Here is a 21,488-nt window from a genome sequence, read left to right on the forward strand (position 1 = left end):
GGATTCTCCGTTCTTCTCGGCCTGGGCCTTCAGGTGATGCCGTCGAGAATATCGAGCACGGCCTGCGAGCCCTCATTGCCCTCGCGCCAGGCATCGGCCTCGATGGGCTGCAGGTCGTAGGTCGCCGTGCCGTCATTCACATAGGCGCCGGGGGCGAAATTGGCAGCGAAGTAGAGCACTTGGTTGTAGTTTGGGTCGCCCGGCCCGATCTCGCCATCCAGCAGCTTCTGCACCAGCACATCCTGCTGCGCATGGGTGTTCTCGTGCAGCACCGTGTTCACTGCCTCGCGGAAATCCGGCATCGCATCGGGATGGGTGTTGAGGTTGATCCGCTTCAAGCCTGGATCGTAGGAGCCGAAGAGCAGGCTGCCGCCGCCGTCCCGCGGCTGCGAGAAGGTATCGAGCGGAACCTCCGGGATGCCGAGTTCCTCGGCCTGCGCCTTCAGCACCTTGCCGAGGAAGGCCTTCCGCTCATCCGGGCTCTTGGTGTCCCAGTTGTCGCGCATGTCCTCGGCATCCGGCAGGGCGGCGACCTTGGTGGCGATCTTCTTCCGCTGCTCCTTGCGCTGCTCGACGAATTCGGGGTCGTTCTTGCTGCGGTCGTAGAGCCGCTTGAGCTGCGCCAGCGCCTCGCCGGTCGGCTCGCCATCGGCGATCAGGTCATAGACCGCCGTGGCGCGCTCCTCCGTGGTCTGCTTGTCGAAATCGGTGTCCGAGAGGGTCTTCAGCCGGTCCGTCGCCGCGGTGACGAGCTCGGTCTTCTGCTGCGGCGTCAGCGCCGCCATTCCCTCGACCCTGCCGAGCGCGGCCTCGACCGTGCTGCAGGCCGCTGCGGCGGCGCTCGCCGGGTCCTTGTCGCGCAGCGCATCCAGCTTCTTCTTGGCGGCAAGATAGGCGTTCTGCGCCTTGACCTGCGCACCGCCCAGCGCCGCAAGACCGGAGGCAGTCCCCCAGCGCTGCTCGAAATCGGCGATCTTCTGCGCCGTCTCGTCGCGGATCCGGCGCTCCTCGGCATAGGCCGTCTCGAAGGCCTTCACCGCCTCGTCCAGCGGCGTGATGGCGGCATTGGCGGCGCGCCAGTCGCCGGCGTCCCGGGCCTTCTCCGCCGCCGCCTTCGCCTCCTCCGCCTGCTTCAGCAGGGCCAGCACCGCCTTGTCGATCGCCGGCGTGGTGCCGTGCTTGCCGGTGGCGGCGGCGTAGGCCTGGGTGGAGAGGGCGAAGGCGGTCTCGAAGGCCTGCTTCGCCTTGTCCCGCTCCGCCGTCACGATCTTCGCCGCCGCCTCGGCCTCCCCGGCTGCCTTCAGCGCATCCTCGTAGCGCCGCTCGCCGGCGGCCGCCTCCATGGCCTGCATGGCACGCAGCAATTCGGCCATCGCGGTATCGGCAGCCTCGCTCGCCGGCTTGAGGTTCTTCGCGGCGTCGAGGCTGGCCTGGATCGCCTTGGCCTTCTCCTCGTATTTCGCCCTGGCCTCGGCCAGCGCCTTCTCCGCCGCGTCGAGCAGCCCGGCTGCCTGCTCCGCCGCCCGCTGGCAGGCGGCGCAGGCGGCGAGCGCGGCGCGGTAGTCGCCCTCGTCCGAAGCCTTGTCGGCGGCGAGGAGCTGGCGCTCCGCCTCCGCCATCGCCTCGGCCACGCCCGGCACCGGCCGCGGCAGGGCCTCGACGCGGGCGGGCAGCGCATCGAGCGCGCGCTGGGCCGGGGCGAAGGCCTCGCGGAACCGGCCGATCGCGGCCTCCAGCGCCTCCAGCACCGTGGTCGCGGCGGCTTCGCAGAGGTCGAGCGCCTCGCCGGCCGCCGCATAGTCCCGCGCCTTGGCCGCCTGCACCATGCGGGCGCGCTGCTCGGCCAGCACCCCCTGGGCCGTCTCGGCCTCGTCGCTCGCAGGCGCACCCTGGCCGGCGGTCTCCAGCCGGTCCATCGCCTTGCCGAGCCGCGCCCGGAACAGCCCGCCGGCATCCTGGAGCCGCGCCTCGGCCCGCGCCGCCTCCTCCAGCGCGATGGTCGCCTCGGCCAGCTCCGGCAGGGTGGCATAGGCGGTGCGGAAATCCTCCGTCGCGGCCGCCTTCTCCGCCGCCTCCCGCAGCCCCTCGGCCTTCACCCGGGCGATGTCGAGCGGCCCGTCCAGCGGTGCCTCCGCCCGCAGCTCCGCCGCCAGGCCGAGCGCCTCCTCGAGCGGCGCCGCCGCCTTCTCCAGCGCGGCGGGCCAGCCATCCCGCGCCGTCGCGAAGCCTTCCTGCACCGTGGCGGCGGCGGTGCGCGCCTCCTCCAGCGCGGCGGCGGCGGTGGTGAAATCCTTGGCCTTCGCCGCCTGGGCCATGCGGCCGAGGGCGTTCTCCAGCAGCGCCTTGGCCTGCTCCGTCGCGGCATCCACGGCCGGGGTGCCGCGCGCCGCCTGCAGCCCGTCCAGCGAGCCCTGCAGGGCACGGTTGAAGGCGGTCTCCGGGTCGCGCTGGGCGCCGATGCGGATGTTGCTGCGCACCGGCGGGTCGATGCCGAGCACGCGGCGGGTCCATTCCAGCTTGGCCGGCGAGATCCCGGCCTGCCAGCCGGTGCCGGTGCCCCCCTCGGGCGGCGTGGTGGCCTGATCGGACATCGTTTCCCCCGGGGCGAACGGTGACGTAATTGGACCGGAAGGACCGGTTTCCGCAACATATGGTTGAGCTGTGAAGGGTTACAGAACGGTATAGGGCGCACACGCCTGCGTGATGGCGGCCGGACACGGTCCGAAGACCGCCCGGCGATCGCCCCGGGACGGGGCCAGCGCGGCGCGACGCAGCGGGCCGGACGGTTTCCGCCGCGCATAAAAATGCTTTACACTTTCCGCGCCGCTGCTGCCCCGCCCCCGGCGCGGTGCGGCCGCACGCCGTCCCTGGCCCGGCGTCCCGCCCGCGACGGGACGGCGCCGGCCTCAGGCCGCGCCCACCGGAAAGAAGGCCCGCCCATGACCCCGCCCCGCAATTCCAATGCCGCCCGCGACATCGCCTATGCGCTGCATCCCTATACGGACCACAAGGCGCATCTGAAGGACGGGCCGCTGGTCATCGGCCGCGGCAAGGGCGTGCGCGTCTTCGACGAGCAGGGCAAGGAATACATCGAGAGCGTCGCCGGCCTCTGGTGCGCCAGCCTCGGCTTCGACAATGAGCGGCTGGTGGAAGCCGCCGCGGCGCAGATGCGCAAGCTGCCCTTCTACCATGCCTTCACGGCCAAGTCGCACGAGCCGCTGATCGACCTGAGCGAGATGCTGATCGAGCGCGCGCCGGTGCCGATGAGCAAGGTGTTCTTCGCCAATTCCGGATCCGAGGCGAATGACAGCGCCATCAAGATGATCTGGTACATGAACAACGCCATCGGCCGGCCGGAGAAGAAGAAGATCATCGCCCGGCTGAAGGGCTACCACGGCATCACCCTCGCCGCCGCTTCGCTCACCGGCCTGCCGGCCAACCACAAGCTGTTCGACCTGCCGCTGCCCGGCTTCCACCATGTCGGCACGCCGCATTACTACCACAACGCGAAGCCCGGCGAGTCCGAGGAGGATTTCGCCACCCGCCTGGCCGAGGAGCTGGAGCAGAAGATCCTGGCCGAGGGGCCGGAGACGGTCGCCGCCTTCTGGGCCGAGCCGATCATGGGCGCCGGCGGCGTGATCCTGCCGCCCGAGACCTACTTCCCGAAGATCCAGGCCGTGCTGCGGAAGTACGACGTGCTCTTCGTGGTGGATGAGGTGATCTGCGGCTTCTGGCGCACCGGCAATTACTGGGGCACCCAGACCTTCGGGATCGAGCCGGACATCCTGGTCTGCGCCAAGGCGCTCTCGGCTTCCTACCTGCCGATCTCGGCCGTGATGGTGAATGAGAAGGTGTTCCAGGGCATCGCCGAGGGCTCCTCCTCCATCGGCACCTGGGGCCATGGCTTCACCTATTCCGGCCACCCGGTGCCCGCCGCCGTCGCGATCGAGACGCTGAAGATCTACGACGAGATGGAGATCGGGAAGCACGTCCAGAAGGTCGGCGCCTATATGCAGGCGCAGCTCCGCGCCCGCTTCGCCGACCACCCCATGGTGGGCGAGGTGCGCGGCACCGGCCTGATCGGCGCCGTGGAGCTGGTGGAGGACAAGGCGGCGAAGAAGAATTTCGACCCCGCCAGGAAGGTCGGCCCGCGCCTGACCAAGATCGGCGAGGCGAACGGCGTCATCCTGCGCGCCATGACCAATGACGCGCTGGGCTTCTCCCCGCCGCTCATCATCACCGAATCCGAGGTCGACGAGATGCTCGACCGGGTGGCGAAGTCGATCGAGGAGATCGCCGTCACCGTCCGGCGCGAGAGCATCGCGGCGGTTTGAGCCGGACAGGACGTATGCGCTTGAAGCGGGGTCACCGAAGGGCGTGACCCAGATGACGGGAGAGGATGCCGGGGCGGGGCGCGCGGGCGCGTCCCGCCCCGGCGCCGTGAAGGGCGGGCTGCGCCGGCGGGCGGCCGCACCGGCCGATGCGCTGGGGGTGGCGCTGCTCGTCGCGCCGCTGGCCGGCGTGCTGCAATCCAAGGCATTGGCGCCGATCGCGCTGTGCGGCCTGCTGGGCGTGGTGGTGCTCCACCGCCTGCGGCGCGGCGCCTGGCCCTGGCCGGGTGGGGCGGCCACCGCGGCGGCGCTCGGCCTGTTCGGCTGGGCGCTGGTGACGGCGCTCTGGGCGCCGGTGGCGGGGCTCGCGGCCTTCACCGCGGTGCAGATCGGCGCCTTCGTCGCCCTCGGCGCCGCGGCGGCGCGGGCCGTGGCGGAGGAGGAGGAGGGGGCGCGGCAGCGCCTCCTGCGCTCGGCCAGCATCGGGCTGGCTCTTGGCATTGCGGCGGCGGGGCTGGACTACGCCACCGGCCATGCCATCCGCGGCTTCGTCCGCGGGCTGAGGGAGCCGCCCGACACGCTGATGTTCGGGCTGAAGCCCGCGGCCTCCGCCATGGGCCTCTGGCTGCCGCTGCTGGCGGTGGCGCCCTTGCCGCGCTGGCTGCGGGTGGCGGGGCTGCTGGCGGGGGCGGCGGTGCTGGCCTGGCTGCCGGGGGAGTCGGCAAAGATCGCGGTGGCGGTGGGGGCGCTGGCCGGTGCGCTGGCCTGGCTGGCGCCGCGGCGCGGGCCGCGGCTGGTGGGGGCGGGGCTGGCCCTGGTGCTGCTGCTGACGCCCTATGTGCTGGGGCCGGTGCTGGCGCGCGGCATACCGGCGGCGGGCTGGCCGCCCTCGGCGGCGCACCGGCTGCTGATCTGGGATTTCGTCGGCACCCGCATTGCGGAGAAGCCGCTGTTCGGTTGGGGGATGGAGGCGAGTCGCAACATCCCCGGCCACCGCGACCCCGCCCCGCCCGAGGTGCTGGCGCGCTTCGGCCTGACCACGCCGCATGCCGCCACCTGGATCCACCAGGCGGAGCGGCTGCCACTGCACCCGCATAACGGCGCGCTGCAATTGCGGTTGGAGCTGGGGATCCCCGGTGTGCTGCTGGCGGCGCTGCTGGCCTGGTGGCTGGGGGTGGCGGCCGCACGCTCCGCCGCGCCGGCGGTGGCGACGGCGATGCTGGCGGCGGGAAGCGTGACCGGGATGCTGAGCTTCGGCGCCTGGCAGGAATGGTGGGTGGGGGCGGAGCTGCTGGCACTGGTGGCGGCGAGTGGCCTGGGGAGGAGGACGGGGGCTCCGCCCCCGTGAACCCCCGCCCGGGGCTCTGCCCCTGGACCCCGCCGGGGACCGGACCGGTCCCCGGACCCCGGTGTGAGAGAGGGTCTGGCCCGGATGGGAGGGGAAAGCTCAGCCCCGCTCCGCTCGAAGCTCGGCCTTGGGTCCTGCTGGGTGGCTATCGTCCCACCGCCGGATGGCGGTCAGACCAGCGGGCAGCCGCCCTCCGCCATGGGGCGGAAGGCCTCCTCCGGCGGCGTCGTGCCGATGAGCTTGTAGTAGTCGAAGGGCCCCTTCGATTCCGCCGGCGCCTTCACCTGGAACAGATAGGCCGGGTGCATCTTGCGCCCATCGGCACGGACGGTGCCGGGGCCGAAGCAGTCATCATCGGTCGGGATCGTCTTCATGCGCGCGACGGTGTCGCGACCGCTCGCCTTGGCCGCGGCGGCGCCGCCCATGGCCGCCACCGTCTTCAGGTAGTGCAGCGTCACCGAATAGGCGCCGGCGCCCATCTGGTTGGGCCAGTTGTTGCCGACCTTCGGCTTGACGCGGTTCATGAAGGCCCGGGTGCGGTCGTTGAGGTCCCAGTAGAAGGTCTCGGACAGCACCAGCCCCTGGGCGGTCTCCAGCCCTATGGTGTGGACATCCGTCAGATAGGCGAGCATCAGCGCGATCTTCATGCCACGCCGCTGCAGGCCGAACTCCTTGGCCTGCTTGATGGAGTTGACCGTGTCGTTGCCGGCATTCGCCAGGGCCAGCACCTTCGCCCCGCTCGCCTGCGCCTGCAGGAGCAGCGCGGAGAAATCGGTGGTCTGGGGGAAGGGGTAGCGGACGGCGCCCAGCACCTTGCCGCCGGCCGCCTCGATGAAGCGCCGCGCGTCGCGCTCGATCTGGTGGCCGAAGGCGTAGTCCGCGACGATGAAGAACCAGCTATCGCCGCCGGCCTTCACCATCGCCGTGCTGGTCGCCTTGGCCAGCATGTAGGTGTCGTAGGTCCACTGCACGGTGTTCGGGCTGCACTGCTCCCCGGTCAGCGCCGCGGTCGAGGCGCCGGAGCAGAGGAACACCTTGTTCTTCTCCCGCACCACGTTGTTCACCGCGAGGCCGACGGCGGAGTTGTTCACGTCCACCACCGCATCGACGTCGCGCCGGTCGAACCATTCCCGCACGACATTGGCGCCGACATCGGTCTTGTTCTGGTGGTCGGCATTGATGACCTCCACCGGGATGTCGGGACGCTGGGCGCGGAACTCCTCCACCGCCTGCTGCACGCAGGCGAGGTTCGTCGGGCCCGACCAGTCGCGGTAGGGGCCGGAATAGTCGGACATGACGCCGAGGCGGATGACGGGCGCTGTGCCCTGCGCCCGGGTCCTGCGGGCGGCAAGGAGCGGGGCTCCGGCGGCGGCAGTGGTGGCCGCGAGCCATCCGCGGCGCGTGGTGGTCAGGGTCATGGACGTCGCATCCTCCCGGAAGGTTTTGGTTCCAGACATGGAAGGGGAGGATGACCGGATTGGCAACAGGGCGCTTGGCTCGCCAGGGCCGTTCGGCGAGTTCTGGCTTGGTTTGCGGTCAAGTTCGACCGATGGGCCTGAAACTCACACCGGGGTCCGGGGCCAGGTCCTGGCCCCGTTGGGGGTTGAACGCCTGCGTTCAACGGGGGCAGCGCCCCCGACCTACCCCACCCGCAACGCCGCCAGCGCCTGCCGCACCGCCGCCACTTCCAGCCCCGCCAGCGGTGCGTGCCGCAGCACCGCCACCGCCCGCCCGCGCGGGGCGCAGAGCGCCGGGTCGCTGTCCGGCCCGAACAGCGTCAGGGTCGGGCAGCCCGTGGCGGCGATGAGGTGGCTGGGCCCGGTATCGTTCCCTACGGCGAATTCCGCCCGCCGCGCCAGCGCCCCGATGGCGGCGAAGCTGGTGCGGCCCGTCAGGTCGATGGCGCCGGGCGCGGCGGCGCGTATGGCGGCGGCCAGCTTCGCCTCTGCCCCGGCGCCGATGATGACGGAGGGCAGGTCGAGCCCCGCCGCCAGCGCGCCGAAGCGCTCCGCCGGCCAGCGCTTGCCCGGCCGCAGCGGCGAGGCGCCGGGGACCAGCAGGCAGAAGCGCTCCGGCAGGGCGAAGCCGGAGAGGTCGGCCTCCAGCCAGGAGAGGTCGGGCGGCGGGAAGTCCTGGATGCCGGCCATCTCCAGCTGCTCCCGCTGGCGTTCCAGCGTGTGCATGGAATCGCGCGCCGGGTTGGCATGCGGGTGGCTCGCGCCGCTGGCGATGCCGGACCACTCGGCCCGCCGGCCGACGAACCAGCGATAGCGGGAGGAGCGGGCGGAGGTCTGCAGATCATAGACCCGGGCGAAGCCGGCGCCGCGCAGCCTGCGGGCGAGGCGAACCACCGCGGGCAGGTCGGACCAGGAGGGCCGGCCATCCGCCCAGATGCGGTCGAACCAGGGGCTGTCCCGCAGCAGTGCGGCATAGGGCGGGGTGGTGAGCAGGGTGATCTCGGCGCCCGGATGATGGGCGCGGATGGCGGCGAAGGGCCCGAAGGCCTGCACCACATCGCCGAGGGCGGCGAGCTTGATGACGAGGATGCGGGTCATCGGCCCCGGCTCCCTCTCCCGCCGCGCGCGCCAGGGCTGGCGCCGGAAGCCGTCGAGTATGGCCAAGTGCCGGCTTGCCGCGGGGCCATCCGTCCCGCCCTGCCCTCCCGCGCTGGGGCGGGCAGGCTGCCTCCGGCAGGGCGGGCGCCAAGGACCGCGGCGCGTGGCCGGGGGCCAGGTTGGGGTGGACGAAGGGCGTGGCGGGATGCCGGGCACATCGCCGCCCCGGCCCTGTCCCGCACCGCGGCGGAGCAGGCGGGCGCGGCGCTCACAGCAGCTCCCGGTACACGGCGAGCGTCGCCTGCTGCATCGCCGCCGTGGTGTAGCGGGCCAGCACCGCGGCCCGGGCGCGGGCGCCGATCGCGGCGCGGGCTTCCGCCGGCAGGGCCAGCACCTCCGCCAGCTTCGCCGCCAGCGCCGCCGGATCGCCGGGGGGCACGCGCCAGCCGGTCTCCCCCTCCACCACGGTTTCCCGCGGCGCGCCGAGATCGGCGGCGATGACCGGGCGCTCCATCGCCTGGGCCTCGATCACCGTCCGCCCGAAGGCCTCGGCATCGGTCGAGGCATGCACCACCACATCGGCCAGCAGCAGGGCGGCGGGCATGTCCTCGGTCTGGCCGGCCAGCTTGGCCCGGTTGCCAAGGCCACGGGCGGCGATGCGGGCCTCCAGCTCGGCGCGGTAGCCGCCCTCGCCCACCAGCAGCGCCAGGGCATCGCCCGGCAGCCTCGCCATGGCCTCCAGCAGCACGCCCTGGCCCTTCCAGCGCGTCAGCCGGCCGGGGAGCATCACCACCTGGCGCCCCTCCGGCACCCCCCAGGCGGCGCGCAGCGCGGCAAGGCGCTCGGCCGGCACCGAAGCCGGGCTGAAGGCGCGCGGGTCGACGCCGCGCGGGATCACCCTGAGCCGTGCCGCCGGCACGCCGTGCCGGGCCCGGATATGCGCCGCGATGAACTCGCTGATGGCGATGACCCGGTCCCCCCGCGCCATGACGGAGTTGTAGAGGCGCTTGCCCGGGAAGCCTTCGTTGTAGGTGCCGTGATAGGTGGTGACGAAGCCGGCGCCCGCCCGCCGCGCCGCCAGCAGCGCGGACCAGGCCGGGGCGCGGGAGCGGGCATGCAGGATGCGCACGCCCTCCGCCCGCGCCAGCCGCGCCAGCGCCCTGGCATTGGCGAGGATCCGCGCCGGGTTCTTGGTGGCGAGCGGCAGCGTCACATGCCGCGCCCCCAGCGCCTCCAGCCCCGCCACCATCGGCCCGCCGGCAGACGCCACCAGGGCGCGGCCGCCAGCGGCAATGATGGCCTCGGCGATCTCCAGCGTGCCGCGCTCCACCCCGCCGGAGACCAGCGCGGGCAGCACCTGCAGGACCGTCAGGCTCAAAGCGGTGCCGGCGCGGCGAGGCCGGCGGCGGCGGCGCGGGCGGCGAGCACCGGCGGGATGGAGGGGTGCAGCTCGACGCCGCGGGCGAGCGCCTCGGCCCGCCGCGTCCAGGCGCGGGCGCCGGGCAGGCGGGGCGGCTTGCCGCCAGGGATGGGCGGGTTGGCCTTCACCGCCGCTGCCATCCAGCCGGATTCCGCCAGGAAGGACTCGGCGCCGGCAAAGCGGGCGGGGTCCAGCACCAGGATCAGCAGCGCGGCGCCCCAGCCGGTGGGCTCGGTGACGCGCCCGCCGCCGGCCAGGCCCGAGGTCAGCGCCTCCACCAGCAGGCCGAGGCCGAAGCCCTTGTGCCCGGCCGCCATGCCGCCCAGCGGCAGCAGCGTGCCGGCCGGCTCGGAGAAGAAGGCGTTGGGGTCGGCGGTGGGCTGGCCCTCGGCGGTCAGCAGGGCGTCGAAGGGGAACTCCGTGCCTTCGGCGCGGCGGCGCGCCGTCATGCCGTTGGTGGTGATGGACATGGAGACGTCGATCATCACCGGCCCATCCGGGCTCGGCCAGCCGGCCGCGACCGGGTTGGGGGTGATGATCCGCCGCGTCCCGCCCCAGGGGGCGACGGAGGCGGTGGCGGGGTCCGAGGACCAGATCAGCAGGATCTGCCCCCGCTCCACCACCCGCGGCAGGTAGGCGGCGAGGCAGGCGATGTGGTGGCTGCGGCGGATGGCAATGGCAGCAAGGCCGAATTCTGCGGCGCGCGCGCTGGCGAGATCGGCGGCGCGGCGCACCAGCCAGGGGCCGGGGAGCTTGCCGCCATCCCAGGTCTCCACCACCGGGGTGCCGGAGAGGATTTCGGGCTCCCCCGCGGCCTGCATGTCACCGCTGGCCAGGCTGTCCAGATAGGGGCCGAGCAAGGCGAGGCCATGGGTGTCATGGCCCATCAGGTCGCCCTCCACCAGCGTCTCCGCCATGATGGCGGCACGGTCGGGGGCCAGGCTGCCGCGCTCGAACAGCGTGGCGGCGAAGGCGGTGAGGGTGGCGGGGGCGTAGCGCGCGGACATGGCATTTCCTTGCCCGGGGCAAGGCTGGCGTCAATCCGAAGGGGTGCGGGATCCCGGCGGTGGCCGCAGGCAGCCAGTCCTGACCGAGGCTGCGCGCGCCCCGTCCCAAGGCGTCGGCCGGGACGGGAAGCAGCCCTTCGGCCGCACAGGGAAGCGGAAGGGCGGCGCTCAGATGCGGGAGAGGCAGCCGCCGGGGAGCGCCGGCAGGGGGCGGGTGCCGGCGAGGCGGACGAGCCCGGCGGGGTCCGGCGTGGCGAAGACCCAGAGGCCGTCCTGCGCCGCCACCAGGGCAGCGCCGGAGCTGGCGGCGAGGTGCAGCGCCGCCTCGTCCGGAAGCGCGAAGGCCAGTAGCGCCGGGCCCGGGGCGGGGCGGGCGGCGCCGAGCCCGGCGGCCAGCACCAGCACCGCAAACCCCTCCGGCCGCAACGCCGGGCCACGCCGGCGCCAGAGCAGACCGAGGGCGATCGCGGCAAGGCCGAGGCCGAAGAAGACGAGGTCCCACCACAAGGGCTGGGCGGCATCCTGCCGGATGCGGTGCAGGCCGAGCGCCCAATGGTTCACCACCGCATCCAGCACATGCCAGGCGCCGAAGCCGATGGCGAAGCCGGCGCCGAACACCCGGCCATGGCCCGGCCGCGGCCAGAGCAACGCGAGGCCGAACGCCAGCACCAGGTAATGCGCCGCGTGGAAGACGCCGTCCCACTGCACATGCCAGCGCAGCAGCCCGATGGTGCCGCCCGGACGCCAGCCGCTGAGCAGGTGATGCCATTGCAGGATCTGGTGCAGCAGGATGCCGTCCAGGAAGCCGCCGAAGGCGAAGCCCATCAGCGCCCCGGCCCAGCCCATGCGCATGCCGTCCCGCTCCATGCGGCAGCAACATCGGCGCAGCCGGGAAGTTCGCGGCGCATGGCCCCTGGCCGCCGGGGTAGCAGGGCGCCGCCACTGCCGGCGCGGTTCCGGCAGGGCGGCCGGAGCGTGATCGGTTGAGCTTCGCTCAACCCTCCCGCTCCGGCGCCTTGTCCGGCCGCGCGTGTCACGGCATCGGCCGATCCCGCCTCGACCGATCACGCTCCATGACTGGCGCCCCCTGCCCTTTCGCCGCATCCGCCGGGCCTTGCCGCCGCCGGGCCGGGCAGTTTCGGAAATCTCCGCCCCCCGCTACTCTGCCCGCCTTGACGGGGGAAAAGCGATGCTGCGGCCGGATGCGAATGCGCTGCCCGAGGATTGGCGCCAGGGAAGTTTCGCGGCGCGGGCGATGACGCCGGAAGGGCCGATCGCCATCGCGCTGCTGCAGGGCGCGGCCTTCGACATGACGCCGGCCTTCGGCACCGTCTCCGCCTGGTTCAACGCGCCGGATCCCGTCGCCGCCATCCGCGCCCGCGGCGTGCCGCTGGCCTTCGACCTGCCGGCGACGCTGGCCAACAGCGCGCATGGCGCCTGCGACCCCGCGAAGCCCTATCTGCTGGCGCCGATCGACCTGCAGGCGGTGAAGGCCTGCGGCGTCACCTATGTGCGGTCGATGCTGGAGCGCGTCATCGAGGAGCGCTGCCGTGGCGATGCGACCCAGGCCGAGCAGGTGCGGGCCGAAGTCCGCGGGATCATCGGCGATGATCTCTCCGCGGTGAAGCCGGGCAGCGCGGAGGCGATGGCGCTGAAGGCCGCGCTGGTGGCGAAGGGCTGGTGGAGCCAGTACCTGGAAGTCGGCATCGGCCCGGATGCCGAGATCTTTTCGAAGTGCCCGCCCATGGCCTCGGTCGGGCCGGGGGCGAAGATCGGCGTGCACCCGAACAGCCAATGGTCGAACCCCGAACCGGAAGCGGTTCTGGCGGTGAATGCACGTGGAGAAATCCTCGGCGCCATGCTGGGCAATGACGTGAACCTGCGCGACGTCGAGGGCCGCAGCGCGCTGCTGCTCGGCCGCGCGAAGGACAACAACGCCTCCTGCGCCCTCGGCCCGGTGCTGCGGCTGTTCGATGCCGGCTTCTCGCTGGACGACGTGCGGCAAGCGGAGATCGCGCTCTCCATCACCGGCGAGGATGGCTTCGCCCTGGCGGAGACCGGCGCGGTGGGTGCCATCAGCCGCGACCCGGAGGATGTGGTGGCGCAGCTGATCGGGCCGCATCACCACTACCCGGATGGCGCGGTGCTGTTCCTCGGCACGCCCTTCTCGCCGAGCAAGGATCGCGGCGCGCCGGGCATGGGCTTCACCCACAAGCCGGGCGATGTGGTGCGCATCGCCTCGCCGCGCCTGGGCGCGCTGGCGAATGAGGTGGACCGGACGGATGCCTGCCCGCCCTGGGAATTCGGCATCGGCGCGCTGTTCGCCAGCTTGGCGCGGCGGGGGCTGCCGCGGACATGAGCGGGGAGGAAAGCGGCGTCCTGCACCGCGAGGGCGTGGCGCTGGCCTGGCGGCGGCTGCGGGGCCGCGGGCCGGGCGTGGTGTTCCTGCCCGGCTTCAACAGCGACATGCAGGGCGGCAAGGCGACCGAGCTGGCCGCCTGGTGCGCCGCGACCGGCCGTGCCTTCCTCCGCTTCGACTACAGCGGCCATGGCGAGAGCGGCGGGCGCTTCGAGGCGGGCAGCATCGGCACCTGGCTCGCCGACGCCGCGGCGGTGATCGCGGCGCAGAGCGAGGGGCCGCAGGTGCTGGTCGGCTCCTCCATGGGCGGCTGGATGGCGCTGCTGCTGGCCGCGCGCCAATTGGTGCCGGTGGCGGGGCTGATCGGCATCGCCGCCGCGCCGGATTTCGTCACGCGCATCGAGGCCGCCCTGCCCGAGGCGGCGCGGGCCGAGATGGCGGCGACCGGGATGTGGCGCCGGCCGAGCGCCTATGGCGACCCCTACCCCATCACCCGCCATTTGCTGGAGGAAGGGCGGAACCATCTGCTGCTCGGCGGGCCCATCCCCATCGGGGCGCCGGTGCGGCTGCTGCATGGGCAGGAGGATCCGGACGTGCCCTGGCAGCTCTCGCTGGAGGTCGCGGCGAAGCTCGCCACCCCGGATGTGCAGGTGATACTGGTGAAGGATGGCGATCACCGCCTCTCCCGCCCCGAGGATCTGGCGCTGCTACGCCGGACCCTCGCCGCGCTCCTCGGCGAGGATCGCCTCTAGCCCCTCCCGCCAGCTCGGATAGCGCCAGGCGATGCCGAGGGCCCGCTTGGTCGCGGCATTGGCCACCTTGCGGTTCTCCGCCCAGAAGCTGCGCGCCATGGGGGACATGATCCCGGCGGCCGCCTCGAAGGGGATGGCGGGGGGCGGTTCCAGGCCGAGCAGGGCGGCGGCGCCGGCCATGACCTCGGCGCTTTCGGCGGGCGCGTCATCCACCAGGTGCAGCACGCGCACCCCGGGCGGCGGCGCCTGGCGCAGCGCCACCAGCACGGCCAGGGCGATGTCGTCGCGGTGGATGCGGCCGAAGGCGTGGCCGGGCTTCACGATACGGCGGGCGGTGCCGGCGCGGAGCTCGTCCAGCACGCTGCGGCCGGGGCCGTAGATACCGCCCGCCCGGAAGAGGTCCAGCGCCCGGCCGGCGGCAGCCGCGCGCCAGGCCTGCTCGGCGGCCAGCCGGCGCCGGCTGCGCTCCTGGCCGGGGGCGGGCTCGGTGGTCTCCTCCACCCAGGCGCCGCCGCGGTCGCCATAGACCCCGGTGGTGGAGAGGTAGCCGATCCAGCGCAGCGCCGGCGCGGCGCGGATCGCCGCCGCATGGGCGGCGAGGACGGGGTCCCCGCCCTCCCCTGGCGCGGCGGTGACGAGGAGATGGGTGGCGGCCCGGATCGCCGGGCCGGCCTCGGCAAAGGCCAGGCAGGCAACGCCGGGGGGCGGCGCGGTCCGGGCAGGGTCGCGCGCCGTGCCGGCCACCTGCCAGCCGGCCGCCGCCGCTGCCCGTGCCACGGCGCTGCCGCTGTAGCCCAGGCCGGCAATGAGCAGCCTGCCCGATTCCGCTGCACTCGCCACCGTCATGTGCCCGATCTGGCATCTTTCATCGTCGCCCGCTAGACTGGCGGTGTGATCCCACCCCGTTCCGTCCTGCTGGGGGCTGCCCTGGCAGCCGCGTTGGCCCTTGGCTCCGGCGCCACCTTCCTGGTGATGCAGGGGCCGGCGGCCGAGGCGGCGGATGAGGCGCTGCCCATGCCGCCGAGCCTGCCCCGGCTGAGCCAGGGGCCGGAATATGAGCGCTGCCTCGGCCTGCTGCGCGGCGACCCCGATGAGGCCCTGGCCCAGGCCGAGGCCTGGGAGGCGAATGGCGGCGGCGAGGGCGCGCGGCATTGCGCCGCGCTGGCCCTGCTGGGCATGGGAGAGGCGCCGCGGGCGGCGGAGCGGCTGGAAGGGCTGGCGCGGGTCAGCCGGGCGGGCAGCGGCGCGCGGGCGGCGGTGTTCGCCCAGGCGGTGCAGGCCTGGATGCTGGCGGGCGAGGCCGGCCGCGCCTTCGCCGCCGCCACCATGGGGCTGACCCTGGCGCCCGCCGATGTGGACCTGCTGCTGGACCGTGCCGTGGCGCTGGGCACGCTCGGCCGCTATGCCGAGGCGCTGGAGGATGTGGACCGGGTGATCGCCCTGGCGCCAAGCCGGGCGGAGGCCTGGGTGTTCCGCGCCGCGGCGCAGCGCCGGCTGGACCGGGTGGATCAGGCGGCGAGCGATGTGGACCGGGCGCTGGCCCTGGCGCCGGACAATGCGGAGGCGCTGCTGGAGCGCGGGATCATTCGCCAGCTCAAGGGCGACGTGGCCGGGGCGCGGGAGGATTGGGAGAAGGCGGTGAGCCTGGCCCCGGACAGCCCGACCGCCGATCTGGCGCTGCAGAACCTGGCGCTGAACGAGGCGGGGCCGCAGCGGCGATAGCCCGGCCGGCCGCGCCGGTGGTGCCCCCCGGGCGGCCCCTCATGGTGGTGCCCCACGCAGTCGCTCCGGTGCCGAAGCCTCGCACAGCCTGCCGCGGCAGGGCAGCAGGCCACGCGGGCTCCTGCCAGGGGGGCTGCATGCCGGCCGATGCCGTCAGCCCACCACGGGCCCCTTCCCGGGCCGGTCCCTATGCGGCGGGCGACCAGCTCGGCTTGCGCTTCGCCTTGAAGGCGGCGATGCCCTCTGCCGCCTCAGGGCTCGATGCCGTGCGGGCGAAGCTGGCGGCGCCCGCCTCGGCATAGCCCTCCGGCGAGACGGGGCCGAGCGCGGCGAGCAGCCCCTTGGTCTCGGCCAGCGCCATCGGCGCGCCTTCCAGCACCGCGGCGATGGTCTTCTGCACCTGCGCTTCCAGCGCCACGGCATCCGGCACCACCTGGTGCACCAGCCCGATCCGCCCGGCCTCCGTCGCGTCGATCACGCCGGCTTCCAGCACCAGCCGCGTCACCGCCGCGCGGCCGGCGCGGCGGGCGAGCCAGGGCAGGATCTGCGCCGGCACCAGGCCGCGCCGCACCTCCGGCGCCGCGAAGCGCGCCGTGGCGGTGGCGAAGGCGATGTCCGAGGAGCAGCAGAAGCCGAGGCCCCCGGCATGGCAGCTCCCCTCCACCGCCGCGATCACCACCTGGGGCAGCATGGAAATGTCGAGGAAGCGCTGCCCGGTGCGACGGTTGCGCACGGTCTGCCGCGCCAGCTTCTGCTCCGGCGTCTCGTCGCTCGCCACTTCCGTCAGGTCGAGCCCGGCGCAGAAATGCCCGCCGGCCCCGCCGATGACGAGCACGCGCGCGGTGGTGTCGGCCGCCAGCTCGGTCAGCAGCGCATCCCAGGCCTCGCCCATCGCCGTGCTCAGCGCGTTGCGCCGCTCCGGACGGTTCATGGTGGCGCGCACCACCGGGCCTTCGCGCGTGACCAGCAGCGGGTCGTGATCGGCCATGCTCTCTATCCTCCCTTGGGTATCGAGGGAGGACGCTGCCCTCCCTCGAACTCCCTCCCGCAAAGGGCCGAAGGGCCCTTTGAACCCGTGAATCCGCTGTTCGAACCCACGTGCCTGAACTCGTGGCTTCCAAAGGCCCTTCGGCCTTTGGTGGGGTGGGTCCGGGAGGGGCAAAGCCCCTCCTGGGATCAGCCGAGCACCTTGGCCAGCAGCTCCGCCGTCCGCCCATTGGCGATGGTCGCCGCGCGGGCGTCCCAGGAATGCCCGCCCATGCGCGCGAAGGCGTGGTCCACGCCGGGATAGACATAGGCCTGCACCTGCGGATGGCCCTTCAGCCCATCGAGGATCTTCGCCTGCGCCTCGGGCGGGACGAATTTGTCCTTCTCGGCGATATGCAGGATGGTCGGCGCCTTGATCTTGCCGGCCTCGCCCAGCAGGCCTTCGAGGCCGACGCCGTAGTAGCTGACATGCGCCTCCGCATCGGTGCGCGCCGCCGCCATGAACACCAGCCGGCCGCCGAGGCAGAAGCCCATCGTCGCCACCTTGCCGGAGGCGCCGTCCAGCTTGCGCGCCGCGGCGATGGTCGCCTGGATGTCCTCGATCGCCTTGTCCTGGTCCATGCCCTTCATCAGCGCGAAGGCCTTGTCCCATTGGTCCTGGCCGGCATCGGGGTCGAGCTGCACGCCTGCCTGCTGCCGCCAGAAGAGGTCGGGGCTGACGGCGATGAAGCCCATCTCCGCCACCCAGTCGCTCAGCGCGCGCATGGTGGCGTTCACCCCGAAGATCTCCTGGATCATCACCACGGCGCCCGCGGGCTTCGTCTTCGGCATCGCCAGATAGGCCGCGAAGCTGCCGCTGCCATCGCTCGCGCTGATCTTGATCTCGGCCATTGCGCATCCCCTCCTTGTCCCGGGCGTCCGGGCAGGCATCTAACCACCCATGCGCCAGCTTGCCACGTCCCTCGCCGTGACAATTGCCGCTGGCCTGCTGACCGGGGCCGGCTCCGTGCATCTGCCCACCGCGCTGGAAGAGGCGGGCTGGCGCCATGCGGAATGGCATGGCCTGCCGCCGGCACGGTTCCGCCCGCTGCCGGAGGGCGGCGTGCTGGTGGAGGGCCAGGGCCAGGGCAGCTTCATCTGGCGCCCGGTGCAGGGCCCGGCGCAATGCCTGAGCTGGCGCTGGCGGGTGGACCATGGTCCGCCGCCGACCGACCTCACCCGGCGCGGCGGCGATGACCGCGCCCTGTCCCTCGGTATCGGCTTCGCGGGCTGGCCGCCGCAGGCCACGCTCTGGCAGCGCAGCCAGCACGCCGTCGCCCAGGCCGCGGCGGGCAGCCACCCCTTGCCGCGCAGCGTGGTGCTTTTCGTCTGGGGCGGCACGGGGCGGGAGCCGAGGCCCTTTCCCAGCCCCTACATGGCCGGGCTCGGCAAGGCCTGGGTGCTGCGCCCGGCCGATGCGCCGCGCGGCCGCTGGTTCGAGGAAAGGGTGGACCTCGCCGCGGCCTGGCGCGCGAGCTTCGGCGGGGAGCCGCCGCCCTTGCAGGAGCTGGTCATCGGCACCGATGCGGAGGATACGGCGAGCCGGCTGGAGGCGCGGGTGGAGGCGATCCGCTTCGGGCCATGCCGCTAGATGCCCTCCTTCGCCGAGTGCTTGAGGTGTCGCACCGCCTGCCACGGTAGAGCCGCGGCAGGGCAGCGGGCGGCGTAACTCCGCCGGGTGCCCCATGGCCCCGCCAGAGAGCGCTGGCGCAGCGGTGGTGCGGCAGGCGCGCGGGCGCGGCTGTGCCTCACCTTCTCGGACAGCGAATGGGCGAGGCCTCCGCCCCTCTCCATCCGCCCGCAACCATTCCGCCCGCCGGCGTTCTGCCCGACGGAGGTGCGCATGCGCGATACGCCAGGGACGGATACGGGCGAACGGTTCCAGACCGATATCCCGGCAAGGCTGGACCGGCTGCCCTTCAGCGGCTTCCATTGGCGGGTCGTCATCGCCCTCGGCATCACCTGGATCCTGGACGGGCTGGAGGTGACGCTGGTCGGCAGCCTGGCCGGCGCCATCCATCAGAGCCCGACGCTGGCGCTGAGCGAGACGCAGATCGGGCTCAGCGCCTCCGCCTATCTCATCGGCGCGGTGAGCGGCGCGCTGTTCTTCGGCTGGCTGGCGGACCGGATCGGGCGGCGGCGGCTCTTCTTCATCACCCTGATGCTCTACATGGCAGCCAGCATCGCCACCGGCTTCACCTGGGATTTCTGGAGCTTCGCGCTGTGCCGGGCGCTGACCGGGGCGGGGATCGGCGGGGAATACGCGGCGGTGAATTCCGCGATCCAGGAGCTGATCCCGGCGCGGCTGCGCGGCACCACGGACCTTGCGGTGAACGGCACCTTCTGGGGCGGGGCGGCGATCGGCGCCGTCGCGGCGCTGGTGGTGCTGGACCCGGCGCTGATCGACCCCGAGATCGGCTGGCGCGCCGCCTTCGTGGTGGGGGGCGCGCTGGCGCTCATCGTCCTGCTGCTGCGGCGCCACCTGCCGGAAAGCCCGCGCTGGCTGATGCTGCATGGCCGGGCCGAGGAAGCGGAGACGGTGGTGGGACAGATCGAGCGGGAGGTGGCGGCGCGGCACGGGTCCCTGCCCCCGCTGACCGGCGGCCCCACCATCTTCCACCGCCGCGGCCATGCCGCCCTGGCCGACGTCTGGCACGCCATGTTCGCCACGCATCGCGACCGGGCGGTGCTCGGGCTGGTGCTGATGTCCTGCCAGGCCTTCTGCTACAATGCCGTCTTCTTCACCTATGCGCTGGTGCTGACGAAGTTCTACGGCATCCCGGCCGCCGAGGTGGGCTGGTTCATGCTGCCCTTCGCCCTCGGCAATCTCGCCGGGCCGCTGCTGCTGGGGCGGTTCTTCGACACCGTCGGGCGGAAGCCGATGATCACCGCGACCTATGCCCTCGCCGGGCTGCTGATGGCGGCGACCGGCGCGGCCTTCGCCGCGGGCTGGCTCTCCGCCTGGGAACAGACGGCGGCCTGGACGGTGATCTTCTTCTTCGCCTCGGCGGCGGCCTCGGCGGCCTATCTCACAGTGGGCGAGAGCTTCCCGCTGGAGATGCGGGCCATGGCGATCGCGCTGTTCTACGCCCTCGGCACCGCCATGGGCGGGGTGGTGGGGCCGGCGCTGTTCGGCTGGCTGATCGAGGGTGGGGAGCGGTTCGACATCCTCTGGGGCTATCTGCTGGCGGCGGCGCTGATGCTGCTGGCGGCGGCGACGGAATGGCGCCTCGGCTTCGCGGCGGAAGGGCGCTCGCTGGAGGATGTGGCGCCGCCGCTCTCCCGCGCCCGGTGACGGCGGGGCGCGGGCCAGGGCCGGGGATGGGGTTTCCTGGGGCCGGGCACGTGCTTAACTTTTGCCGGAAGCTACGGGGCAGGCCGAGATGACGGTGAGCAAGCAGGATTTCCGCGACGCCATGGCGCGGCTGGGCGCGGCGGTGAACATCATCACCACGGACGGCCCGGGCGGCCGCGGCGGCTTCACCGCCAGCGCGGTGTGCAGCGTGACGGACGAGCCGCCGACCCTGCTGGTCTGCATGAACCGCAACGCCACCGCGGCGCCGGCGCTGAAGGCCAATGGCAATGTCTGCGTGAACGTGGTGGCGGCCGGGCAGAAGGATACCGCCATGGTCTTCGCCGGCGTGACCAAATGCACCATGCTGGAACGCTTCGAGGCCGGCACCTGGGCGACGCTGGCCACCGGCGCGCCGGTGCTGCAGGGCGCGGTGGTGAGCTTCGACTGCAAGGTGGTGGATGTCGTCGAGAAGGGAACGCATCTCGTCGTCTTCGGCGAGGTGCAGGGCATCCGCGCCGGCAGCGTGCACGACCACGGGCTGATCTATTTCGGCCGCGACTACCACCCGGTGGGCAAGGCGGCAACGGCGGGGTAGGCCCTCGGGGCGGGCCTTCGGGGCCCGGATATGCGGAAGGCCCGGGCGTCGCCGCCCGGGCCTTCCCATTGCGTCAGCCGTTGCCGGCCGGCTCAGCTCAGGAAGCCATCCCCGCAGTGGCGGAGACGATGATCCAGGCCGCAGGCAGGGCACGCGGCGTATGGCAATGAGACACTGGATCACCTCCTTTCGGTTGTTGACGACTGACCCCTAGATGGGGCGGCGATGGGGCCGCCGCAAGCACCGGAGCAGCTTATCTCCGACCTGATGGATCGCGGCGTGATCGGTCAGGTCGCAGCCTGCTCCGGATCTGGCTCCGGGCGGCGGAACGGGTTGGAATTGCGCCAGCCGCGCGAGGCGTGCGGCCTCGCGCGGCTGGTCGGCTGGCTGAGAGGGGGGCGCTCAGCCAGCGGCAGGCCGAGGGGAGGGCTCAGCCGCCGTGACGGGCCGGGCTGCCGGCGAGGTTGGCGCCGCCCGTGCCCTGATCGCCATAGACCAGCTGGTGGTCCCGGCCGCCGCCGACCAGCCGGGCGGCAAGGCCGGTGCGGGGCGCGGTCACCACCGGGCCGGTATAGATCAGGCGGCTGTCATCGCCGCCGCCGAGGAGCTGCGCGGTGCCGCCGCCGGCGAGGTTCGCGCTGGGGGCGTCATAGACCACCTCGGCGTTGTCGCCGCCGCCGACCAGGCGAGGGGCGGCCTGGGCGCCGCCAAAGGCGGCCAGGGCCAGGGCGGAGGCAAGGATCGCGGTGCGGAACATGGCTGTCTCCGTAGGATGGGGCGCCCGGAAGCTCCGAAGGCGCCGCCTTGTTGGTTCCTACTTAGGCAGCGATTAGATCGCACGCGATAGACAACATCGCATGGCTGCCATGCGCTTGAGTCACTCCCGAGTTAGTCGCACGCGATTCGTACGCCCAGCCACGGCCGGGAACCTCCCTGCCCTGCCCTGCCCTGCCAAGCCCGCGCCGCGGCGGCGTTCCACTCCGCTCCGCGGAGCATGGCCCGGTTGTCGGCCGGGGCAGGAAGCGTCCCGGCAGGCGGGATGACCGCATCTTCGGCTGGATCGGCGACAGGTGGCCCC

General features: G+C 73.0%; 18 protein-coding genes. 8 read left to right on the top strand and 10 right to left on the bottom strand.

The genetic code is table 11. The features are described 5' to 3' along the window. Window positions 1-29: 29 nt before the first annotated feature. Window positions 30-2,591 (bottom strand): hypothetical protein, encoded by a 2,562-nt coding sequence (locus NJ376_RS12190; RefSeq protein ID WP_252953539.1) that lies wholly within the window; start codon window positions 2,589-2,591, stop codon window positions 30-32. A 348-nt stretch (window positions 2,592-2,939) separates the two neighbouring features. Between NJ376_RS12190 and NJ376_RS12195 the strand changes: the two genes are divergently transcribed. Together NJ376_RS12195 and NJ376_RS12200 are read left to right on the top strand one after the other, a co-directional pair. Further along, window positions 2,940-4,334: an aspartate aminotransferase family protein gene (locus tag NJ376_RS12195; RefSeq protein WP_252953540.1), complete on the top strand. Its 1,395-nt coding sequence runs from the start codon at window positions 2,940-2,942 to the stop codon at window positions 4,332-4,334. 52 nt (window positions 4,335-4,386) lie between these two features. Then, window positions 4,387-5,679 carry an O-antigen ligase family protein gene (locus tag NJ376_RS12200; RefSeq protein WP_252953614.1) on the top strand — a complete coding sequence of 431 codons (1,293 nt, stop codon included), beginning with the start codon at window positions 4,387-4,389 and terminating at the stop codon, window positions 5,677-5,679. Between the two features lie 170 nt (window positions 5,680-5,849). On the opposite strand, the gene NJ376_RS12205 is transcribed toward NJ376_RS12200, so the two are convergent. The 5 genes from NJ376_RS12205 to NJ376_RS12225 form a co-directional block, all read right to left on the bottom strand. Beyond that, complete coding sequence (locus NJ376_RS12205; protein ID WP_252953541.1) at window positions 5,850-7,097, bottom strand: ABC transporter substrate-binding protein; 1,248 nt, start codon at window positions 7,095-7,097, stop codon at window positions 5,850-5,852. Window positions 7,098-7,319: 222 nt separating this feature from the next. Then, window positions 7,320-8,234, bottom strand: a complete 915-nt coding sequence (locus NJ376_RS12210) for a glycosyltransferase family 9 protein (RefSeq protein WP_252953542.1) — start codon at window positions 8,232-8,234, stop codon at window positions 7,320-7,322. Between the two features lie 268 nt (window positions 8,235-8,502). Then, window positions 8,503-9,612 carry a glycosyltransferase family 4 protein gene (locus NJ376_RS12215; RefSeq protein ID WP_252953543.1) on the bottom strand — a complete coding sequence of 370 codons (1,110 nt, stop codon included), beginning with the start codon at window positions 9,610-9,612 and terminating at the stop codon, window positions 8,503-8,505. Then, window positions 9,609-10,661, bottom strand: coding sequence for an Ldh family oxidoreductase (locus NJ376_RS12220; RefSeq protein ID WP_252953544.1), 1,053 nt, complete (start codon window positions 10,659-10,661; stop codon window positions 9,609-9,611). Before NJ376_RS12220 ends, NJ376_RS12215 begins: the two co-directional genes overlap by 4 nt. 168 nt (window positions 10,662-10,829) lie before the next feature. Next, window positions 10,830-11,513, bottom strand: coding sequence for a DUF2243 domain-containing protein (locus tag NJ376_RS12225; RefSeq protein ID WP_252953545.1), 684 nt, complete (start codon window positions 11,511-11,513; stop codon window positions 10,830-10,832). A gap of 337 nt (window positions 11,514-11,850) precedes the next feature. Here NJ376_RS12225 and NJ376_RS12230 point away from each other — a divergent pair, with 337 nt between their 5' ends. Further along, window positions 11,851-13,020 carry a fumarylacetoacetate hydrolase family protein gene (locus NJ376_RS12230; protein ID WP_252953546.1) on the top strand — a complete coding sequence of 390 codons (1,170 nt, stop codon included), beginning with the start codon at window positions 11,851-11,853 and terminating at the stop codon, window positions 13,018-13,020. After that, the gene (locus NJ376_RS12235) at window positions 13,017-13,772 is read left to right on the top strand and encodes an alpha/beta hydrolase (protein WP_252953547.1); all 756 of its coding nucleotides are present in this window, start codon (window positions 13,017-13,019) and stop codon (window positions 13,770-13,772) included. The genes NJ376_RS12230 and NJ376_RS12235 overlap by 4 nt, the downstream gene beginning before the upstream one ends. Here NJ376_RS12235 and NJ376_RS12240 read toward each other — a convergent pair. After that, window positions 13,728-14,618 (bottom strand): Rossmann-fold NAD(P)-binding domain-containing protein, encoded by an 891-nt coding sequence (locus NJ376_RS12240; RefSeq protein WP_252953548.1) that lies wholly within the window; start codon window positions 14,616-14,618, stop codon window positions 13,728-13,730. The genes NJ376_RS12235 and NJ376_RS12240 overlap by 45 nt on opposite strands. Before the next feature lie 45 nt (window positions 14,619-14,663). Between NJ376_RS12240 and NJ376_RS12245 the strand changes: the two genes are divergently transcribed. Then, on the top strand, window positions 14,664-15,494 hold the full coding sequence (locus NJ376_RS12245) for a tetratricopeptide repeat protein (RefSeq protein ID WP_252953549.1): 831 nt from the start codon (window positions 14,664-14,666) through the stop codon (window positions 15,492-15,494). 187 nt (window positions 15,495-15,681) lie between these two features. Here the strand turns inward: NJ376_RS12245 and NJ376_RS12250 are convergent, their stop codons facing one another. Together NJ376_RS12250 and NJ376_RS12255 are read right to left on the bottom strand one after the other, a co-directional pair. Then, on the bottom strand, window positions 15,682-16,482 hold the full coding sequence (locus NJ376_RS12250) for an enoyl-CoA hydratase/isomerase family protein (protein ID WP_252953550.1): 801 nt from the start codon (window positions 16,480-16,482) through the stop codon (window positions 15,682-15,684). Between the two features lie 188 nt (window positions 16,483-16,670). Beyond that, window positions 16,671-17,372 (bottom strand): dienelactone hydrolase family protein, encoded by a 702-nt coding sequence (locus NJ376_RS12255; protein WP_252953551.1) that lies wholly within the window; start codon window positions 17,370-17,372, stop codon window positions 16,671-16,673. A 49-nt stretch (window positions 17,373-17,421) separates the two neighbouring features. Between NJ376_RS12255 and NJ376_RS12260 the strand changes: the two genes are divergently transcribed. The 3 genes from NJ376_RS12260 to NJ376_RS12270 all read left to right on the top strand — a co-directional run bounded on the left by NJ376_RS12260 (window position 17,422) and on the right by NJ376_RS12270 (window position 20,410). Continuing rightward, the gene (locus tag NJ376_RS12260) at window positions 17,422-18,111 is read left to right on the top strand and encodes a DUF3047 domain-containing protein (protein ID WP_252953552.1); all 690 of its coding nucleotides are present in this window, start codon (window positions 17,422-17,424) and stop codon (window positions 18,109-18,111) included. Window positions 18,112-18,363: 252 nt separating this feature from the next. Then, complete coding sequence (locus NJ376_RS12265; protein ID WP_252953553.1) at window positions 18,364-19,815, top strand: MFS transporter; 1,452 nt, start codon at window positions 18,364-18,366, stop codon at window positions 19,813-19,815. Between the two features lie 88 nt (window positions 19,816-19,903). Then, window positions 19,904-20,410: a flavin reductase gene (locus NJ376_RS12270; RefSeq protein ID WP_252953554.1), complete on the top strand. Its 507-nt coding sequence runs from the start codon at window positions 19,904-19,906 to the stop codon at window positions 20,408-20,410. A gap of 430 nt (window positions 20,411-20,840) precedes the next feature. Here NJ376_RS12270 and NJ376_RS12275 read toward each other — a convergent pair whose 3' ends face one another. Beyond that, window positions 20,841-21,167 (bottom strand): hypothetical protein, encoded by a 327-nt coding sequence (locus tag NJ376_RS12275; RefSeq protein WP_252953555.1) that lies wholly within the window; start codon window positions 21,165-21,167, stop codon window positions 20,841-20,843. Window positions 21,168-21,488: the final 321 nt, after the last annotated feature.

The sequence above is a fragment of the Siccirubricoccus soli genome, from assembly GCF_024178315.1.
Lineage (GTDB): Bacteria > Pseudomonadota > Alphaproteobacteria > Acetobacterales > Acetobacteraceae > Siccirubricoccus > Siccirubricoccus soli.